This is a genomic window from Terrabacter sp. 2TAF16, from assembly GCF_052115065.1.
Lineage (GTDB): Bacteria > Actinomycetota > Actinomycetes > Actinomycetales > Dermatophilaceae > Terrabacter.
Window position 1 is genome coordinate 683,193 of record NZ_JBFRFZ010000006.1, and the last position, 6,822, is coordinate 690,014.

At 71.7% G+C, this 6,822-nt stretch carries 8 protein-coding genes; 2 read left to right on the plus strand and 6 right to left on the minus strand.

The genetic code is table 11. From position 1 onward, the window contains the following. Window positions 1–120 precede the first annotated feature (120 nt). From ispF to AB4Z14_RS12050, 4 genes are all read right to left on the minus strand, one after another. The gene (gene ispF / locus AB4Z14_RS12035; RefSeq protein ID WP_442275366.1) at window positions 121–639 is read right to left on the minus strand and encodes a 2-C-methyl-D-erythritol 2,4-cyclodiphosphate synthase; all 519 of its coding nucleotides are present in this window, start codon (window positions 637–639) and stop codon (window positions 121–123) included. Beyond that, entirely contained in the window at window positions 639–1,436 is a 798-nt protein-coding gene (locus AB4Z14_RS12040) for an SDR family oxidoreductase (protein ID WP_442275367.1), read from the minus strand. Before AB4Z14_RS12040 ends, ispF begins: the two co-directional genes overlap by 1 nt. A 112-nt stretch (window positions 1,437–1,548) precedes the next feature. Next, on the minus strand, window positions 1,549–2,256 hold the full coding sequence (gene ispD, locus AB4Z14_RS12045; protein WP_442275392.1) for a 2-C-methyl-D-erythritol 4-phosphate cytidylyltransferase: 708 nt from the start codon (window positions 2,254–2,256) through the stop codon (window positions 1,549–1,551). A 13-nt stretch (window positions 2,257–2,269) separates the two neighbouring features. Beyond that, the gene (locus AB4Z14_RS12050) at window positions 2,270–2,752 is read right to left on the minus strand and encodes a CarD family transcriptional regulator (protein ID WP_020145708.1); all 483 of its coding nucleotides are present in this window, start codon (window positions 2,750–2,752) and stop codon (window positions 2,270–2,272) included. Between the two features lie 308 nt (window positions 2,753–3,060). Between AB4Z14_RS12050 and AB4Z14_RS12055 the strand changes: the two genes are divergently transcribed. After that, window positions 3,061–3,582, plus strand: coding sequence for a hypothetical protein (locus tag AB4Z14_RS12055; protein WP_056772675.1), 522 nt, complete (start codon window positions 3,061–3,063; stop codon window positions 3,580–3,582). Between the two features lie 166 nt (window positions 3,583–3,748). On the opposite strand, the gene AB4Z14_RS12060 is transcribed toward AB4Z14_RS12055, so the two are convergent. Both AB4Z14_RS12060 and AB4Z14_RS12065 read right to left on the minus strand, forming a co-directional pair. Next, a complete protein-coding gene (locus AB4Z14_RS12060; protein ID WP_020145710.1) occupies window positions 3,749–4,432 on the minus strand; it encodes a response regulator transcription factor in 684 nt (227 codons plus the stop codon). Between the two features lie 62 nt (window positions 4,433–4,494). Then, the gene (locus AB4Z14_RS12065; RefSeq protein ID WP_442275368.1) at window positions 4,495–5,802 is read right to left on the minus strand and encodes a sensor histidine kinase; all 1,308 of its coding nucleotides are present in this window, start codon (window positions 5,800–5,802) and stop codon (window positions 4,495–4,497) included. 278 nt (window positions 5,803–6,080) lie between these two features. Between AB4Z14_RS12065 and phoU the strand changes: the two genes are divergently transcribed. Then, entirely contained in the window at window positions 6,081–6,791 is a 711-nt protein-coding gene (gene phoU, locus AB4Z14_RS12070; RefSeq protein WP_020145712.1) for a phosphate signaling complex protein PhoU, read from the plus strand. The last annotated feature ends 31 nt before the right edge of the window (window positions 6,792–6,822 follow it).

The following is a 6,822-nucleotide window of genomic DNA, read 5'->3' on the forward strand; positions in this document are numbered from 1 at the left end:
CCTCCCACCGCTCGACGCGGGCGGCCTCCCCGTCACCCTCGAGTGAGCGCCCAGCCACACCCGAGTGAGCGGCCGGTCACGTCCGGTGCGTACGCGCGTGCCCCGTCTGGGACGGAGCGCTCACTCGACTGGTGCGAAGCGCTCACTCGACGGGGAGGTGGGGACGACGAGAGCCGTCGCGACGGCGGCGACGCCCTCGCCGCGGCCGGTCAGGCCCAGCCCGTCGGTCGTCGTGCCGCTCACCGACACGGGCGCTCCTGCGGCGGAGGTGAGCACCGCCTCTGCCTCTGCACGGCGGGTGCCGACCTTGGGCCGGTTGCCGACGACCTGGACCGCGATGTTGCCGATCTCGTAGCCGGCCTCGCGCACGAGCCGCGCCGCCTCGGTGAGCAGCATGACGCCGGAGGCTCCGGCGAGCTCGGGGCGCGACGTGCCGAAGTGCGCGCCCAGGTCACCGATCCCGGCCGCCGAGAAGATCGCGTCGCATGCCGCGTGGGCCGCGACGTCCGCGTCGGAGTGGCCGTCGAGACCCCGCTCCCCCGGCCAGCGCAGCCCGGCGACCCACAGCTCGCGGTCGGACCCCTCGGGGGCGTACGCGTGGACGTCGACGCCCACCCCGACGCGCGGGAGCGCCGTCATCAGACGTCCTTCCAGTCGATCGGGCCGCGGTGGATCTTGTGCGGGGCGGCCTGCGCCACCGGCTTGATGACCATCGTGTCGATGTTGACGTGCTGCGGCAGTCCCACGACGAAGCCGACGCACTCCGCGACGTCGTCGGCGACGAGCGGACGGTCGACCCCGTCGTAGACCTTGTCGGCCGCGGCGCGGTCCCCGTGGAGCCGGGTCAGGGAGAACTCCTCGGTGTGGACCATGCCGGGCCGGATGTCGACGACGCGGATGTTCTCGCCGTTGAGCTCGAGGCGCAGGGTCTCGGAGACGACGGACGTGCCGTGCTTGGCCGCGACGTAGCCGGCGCCACCCTCGTAGACGCGCTCACCGGCGATCGAGCTGATGTCGACGATCGTGGCCCGGGAGGAGCGTCGCAGCAGCGGCAGCACGGCCTGGGTGACGCGCAGGGTCCCCACGACGTTCGAGGCGAACATCCGCTCCCACTCCTCGGGGTCACCGTCCTCGACGCGGGTCACCCCGAGCGCGCCGCCGGCGTTGTTGACGACGACGTCGCACCGACCGAGCGACGCGACGCCCTCGGTCACCGACGCCGGATCGGTGACGTCCATGACGAGCGCATGGGCCGAGCCGCCGGCGCCCTCGATGTCGGCCACGACCTCGTCGAGCTTCTCGCGGCGACGGCCGGCGACGACGACGTCGAAGCCGTCGCGCGACAGCCGCCGCGCGATGGCCGCACCGATGCCGGTGCCACCACCGGTGATGAGAGCCGTCGGTCGGGACAGGGCGGTGCTGAGGTCGGTCGTCACGCTGCCGAGGATAGGCAACTCCCGGGTTCGATGCGTGCCGCGGTCACCCGTGACCGCAGAACACCTCGAACGACGGTGGGGCCCGAGCTCGGGTCCGCGGTCGGGTCCGAGGTCAGGAGGCCCCGAGCAGGCGGGCCGCGGCCTCGAGGTCGCTCGGCGTCGTGACCTTGAGGGCCCGTGGGTCGCCCTCGACGACGAGGACCCGCTCCCCCAGCCGCTCGACGAGCCCGGCGTCGTCGGTGGCGTCGCTCGACACGGCGTGGGCGCGCTCGAGGACGTCACGGCGGAAGCCCTGGGGCGTCTGCACCGCGCGCAGGCCGGAGCGGTCGGGGGTGCCGACGACGAACCCGTCGCCGTCGACCTGCTTGATCGTGTCGACGACCGCGGTGCCGGGCACGACCGCCACGGCGCCTGCCGCGACGGCGGCGACCACCCGGTCGAAGACGTCGACCGGCGTCAGGCACCGGGCGGCGTCGTGGACGAGGACGATGTCGACGTCGCCGCCGAGCACCCGCAGACCGGCCGCGACGGAGTCCCCCCGCTCGGCCCCGCCCGGCACGACGGTCACCGGCGTCGCGGACCCGAGCTCACGGCATACGCCCTCGGCGAGCTCGTCGGCCTGCGCCCGGTGGGTGTCGGGGACGACGAGGACGACCTGGGCCACCGCGGCGCACGACAGGACCCCCCGCAGGGCGTGCCCGAGCAGGGGCAGCCCGGCGAGGGGCACGAACGCCTTGGGCACACGTGCCCCCAGACGCGAGCCGGAGCCGGCCGCGACGACGATGACGCCGACGCGACCGGCTCCGGTCTCGTTGTTCAGTGTGCTGCCCTGATCAGGAAGCGAGGACCTCGTCGAGGATGGTCTCTGCCTTCTCCTCGTTCGTCTTCTCCGCGAGCGCGAGCTCGGAGACGAGGATCTGGCGGGCCTTGGCGAGCATGCGCTTCTCGCCGGCCGACAGACCACGGTCCTGGTCACGACGCCACAGGTCGCGCACGACCTCGGCGACCTTGATGACGTCACCCGACGCAAGCTTCTCGAGGTTCGCCTTGTAGCGACGCGACCAGTTGGTCGGCTCCTCGGTGTGCGGCGTGCGGAGCACCTCGAAAACGCGGTCGAGGCCTTCCTTGCCGACGACGTCGCGGACACCCACGAGGTCGCAGTTCTCGGCGGGGACCTCGATCGTCAGGTCACCTTGGGCGACCTTGAGCTTGAGGTAGAGCTTGTCCTCTCCCTTGATCGTGCGTGTGTTGATCTCTTCGATGAGTGCAGCCCCGTGGTGGGGGTACACGACCGTCTCGCCGACCTTGAAAACCATCTGCTGTTTTCCCCTTTCGCGACCTCCAGATTATCACGAAGCTGTGCACATCGCGATCTCAGGATCCGGCATCTGTGCAGGTCAGAGCCACAGTCGAGGCCCGGGACGCGATATGTGACGTCTTGACAGAACGCCGTTCGGCATGCTTCGCGCCAGCCTCGCGGCGACGGATCAGGGCGGCCGAGGCGCCCGTCGGCGGCCGCTGGACATCGCGTCGGAGCCGCGGCCGACGTCGGTTCGGCGGCCCCGCCGAGCCGTGACGGCGGGTGCACGGGTCCGACGAGTCGTACGCCGGTAGGCTGTCGCCCGTGAAGCGTCGATACCCCGCCCTGACCCCCGCGCGTCGCTCGTCCACCCGCCGGGTGTCGACGGTGCTCGCCGGTGTCGCCCTCGCCGTCGTGACGACCGGGTGCCAGGTCAACTCGCCCGTCCAGACCAACACGCCCTACGTCCCGGCCGACGGCGTCCCCGCCGACGTGGGAGAGCTCGCCGTGCGCGACCTCGCGCTCGTCGGTGACGGCAGCGGGACGGTCGTGATCTCCGGCTCGGCCATCAACCTCGGCGAGCAGGACATGACCGTCCAGATCGCGCCCCAGGCCGACCCCAACGCCACGAGCGCGCCCAGCGGCTCGGAGGTGCAGCTCGGCCCGCGCGAGCAGGTCAACCTCGCCGGCAAGGGTCTGCAGCTGACCGACGTCAAGACCAAGCCGGGTGGCCTCGTCCCCGTCACCATCACGTCAAGTGCCGGCGGCACCACCGTCGTCAAGGTGCCTGTGCTCACGGCGAGCGGCTACTACGCCACGGTGACGCCCGCGCCCACCGGCAGCTGAGCCCCACGTCGGGAGACTGCTCCCGATCGTCAGACCGCAGCAGGAGGGCCACGTCTCGTCGCGAGACGTGGCCCTTCAGCCGTACCGAGGCGGCACCGCGGCGGCACCGAGGCGGCCTCTCGACGGCGCGAGGTGTGCGGGGCACGGCCGCCGCACACCGCTCGGCTCAGCCGGCCTCGAACTTGTAGCCGAGCCCGCGCACGGTGACGATGTGCACCGGGTTGGCGGGGTCGGGCTCGATCTTCGCGCGGAGGCGCTTCACGTGGACGTCGAGCGTCTTCGTGTCGCCGACGTAGTCGCTGCCCCAGACGCGGTCGATGAGCTGCATGCGGGTCAGGACGCGACCGGAGTTGCGCAGCAGCATCTCGAGCAGCTCGAACTCCTTGAGCGGCAGCGACGCCGACCGTCCCTGGACGCTCACGGTGTGGCGCTCGACGTCCATCCGGACCGGGCCCGACTCGAGCGTCGAGGGCAGCAGGTCCTCCGGCTCGGCGAGTCGACGCAGCACGGCCTTGACGCGCGCGAGCAGCTCACGGCTCGAGTAGGGCTTCGTGACGTAGTCGTCGGCACCGATCTCGAGGCCGACGACCTTGTCGATCTCGCTGTCCTTGGCGGTCAGCATGATGACCGGCACCGAGGATCGCTGGCGCAGTGCGCGGCACACGTCGACCCCCGAGAGGCCGGGCAGCATGAGGTCGAGCAGGACGAGGTCGGCGCCGTTCTTGTCGAACTCGGCCAGGCCGTCGGGCCCGGTCTCGGCCACGGCGACGTCGTAGCCCTCCTTCTTCAACAGGTAGGACAACGGGTCGGAGAACGACACCTCGTCCTCGACGATGAGAATGCGACTCACTACGGGCCTCTCGGGGTCGGGCAGCGTGGGGCTGGTGGGCTGCTCAGGCAGTGGGGACGTGACTAGGCGTTGACGGACGGGGTCGGACCGGCGCCGCGGGACGGCTCGGCCTCGGGCGCGGCGCCGCGCCCCGCGTCGACCTCGGTCTCGGCCTCGGACTCGGTCAGGGACTCGGAGGGGACGTCGGGCTCGGACGGCGGGAGGGCGGCATACGTCGTCGGATCGGCGGGCGCGATCGCGGCGGAGGCGTTGGCGGCGGGCAGCTCGATGGTGAACGTCGACCCCCGGCCCGGCTCGGACCACACCGACACGTTGCCGCCGTGGTTGTCGGCGACGTGCTTGACGATGGCCAGGCCCAGCCCGGTGCCGCCGGTGGCCCGCGACCGGGCCGTGTCGACGCGGTAGAAGCGCTCGAAGATGCGCTGCTGCTCGTCGGGCGCGATGCCGAGTCCCTGGTCGGTGACGGAGACGTCGATGACACCCGGGCGACCTCGACGCACCATCAGGCCAACACGGGTGCCGCCGTCGGAGTAGGCGATGGCGTTGCCGACGAGGTTGCTGATGGCGGTGGTCACGAGCTCGGCGTCACCCCACACCTCGCAGCCCTCGTCGACGGCCGTCACGATCTCGATGCGGTGCTCGTCGGCGATGAGTCGGCTGCGGTCGGCGGCGTCGCGCGCGCACGCACCGACGTCGATGACCGTCGGGTCCTTGATGACGTCGGCGCCCTGGAGGCGCGAGAGCTCGACGATCTCCTTGACGAGTCGCGTCAGACGCTCGGACTCGACGCTGATCCGCTTCGCGAAGCGCGCGACCGCCTCGGGGTCGTCGTGCGCGTCGAGCACGGCCTCGGCGAGCAGCGAGATGCCCCCGACCGGGGTCTTGAGCTCGTGGCTGACGTTGGCGAGGAAGTCGCGGCGGATCTCCTCGACGCGGGCCGCCTTGGAGCGGTCCTCGACGAGGAGGAGCACGTGGTCGGCGCCGAGGGGCGCCACCCGGGCCGCGACGACGAGACGGCCGTCGCCGATGCCCTTCTGCAGGGTCAGCTCCGCCTCGCGGATGACACCGTCGCGGCGCACGGCGCGGGCGAGGTGGAGCAGCTCCGGGTGGACGAGCTCCTGGCCGCGCACCAGGCCCTGGGCGACGGCGGCGGGTGAGTTGTTGACGACCCGGTCGGACGAGTCGACGAGGATGCCGCTCGAGCGGAGCACTGCGATGACCTCACCGACGCCGGGGGGCAGCGGCGGGGCGGGCGGCGGGGGCATCTCGGCCGCCGTCGAGCGGTCCGACAGGCGCACGGCGACCATCGCCACGCCGCCCAGGGCGAGGCCGGCGATTCCACCGAGCGTTGCCGCTGTCGTCGGGTCCACGACACTCAGCGTACGCATCAGGCCGACAGACTCGGACCACGCGGGACACGCTCGTGCGGAGCGCGAACCCACTGTTCACCTTGGCGTCCCCACCCATTCACGAAGCCCTGCCAACCTCTGCACCAGCGGGGGACGTGACACCGCGAACGTATGCCGTCCCGCGCGCGTCGCGAGTGGCAGGCTGGCTCCCGACACGGCGCCGCCGCACGTCACACCGGTGCAGACGGCAACGCACGACCAGGCACGACCACGCACGACCGGCAACTGACAGGAAGACCATGCGCGACCAGTTCCACGAGGACCTCGACACGATCTCGGACCAGCTCGTCGAGCTGACCCGGCTCGCGGGGTCGGCCATCTCCCGCGCCACGACCGCGCTCCTCGACGCCGACGTCCACCTCGCGGAGTCGGTCATCGAGGCCGACCGCAAGCTCGACGACATCCGCATCGAGCTCGACGAGCTGTCGATCGACCTGCTGGCCCGCCAGCAGCCCGTGGCCACCGACCTGCGCATCGTCGTGACGGCGATGCACATGAGCTCGGACCTCGAGCGGATGGGCGACCTCGCCCGTCACGTCGCCAAGGTCGCCCGCCTGCGCACGCCCGACTCGGCCGTGCCGCCGGAGCTGCGCTCGCACATCCTGCAGATGGGTCAGGTCGCCGAGTCGATCGTCGCCAAGTGCGGGTCGATCATCGCGAGCAAGGACGTCGCCGCGGCCATCGCGCTCGAGAAGGACGACGACGCGATGGACGACCTCCACCGCGAGCTCTTCGCCGCCCTGCTCGACGAGAACACGTCGTGGTCGCGCAGCTCGATCCTCGACCTGACGCTCGTCGGCCGGTACTACGAGCGCTTCGCCGACCACGCCGTGTCGGTCGCTCGCCGCGTCATCTACCTCGTCACGGGTGAGTACGACTCCGAGGTCAGCTACGACCACGAGGACGCCGAGGACGCCGACGTGCTCGAGGCCATCGAGCACGACGCCTGACCGAGCTCCAAGGCAAGCGGGTGGAGGGTTG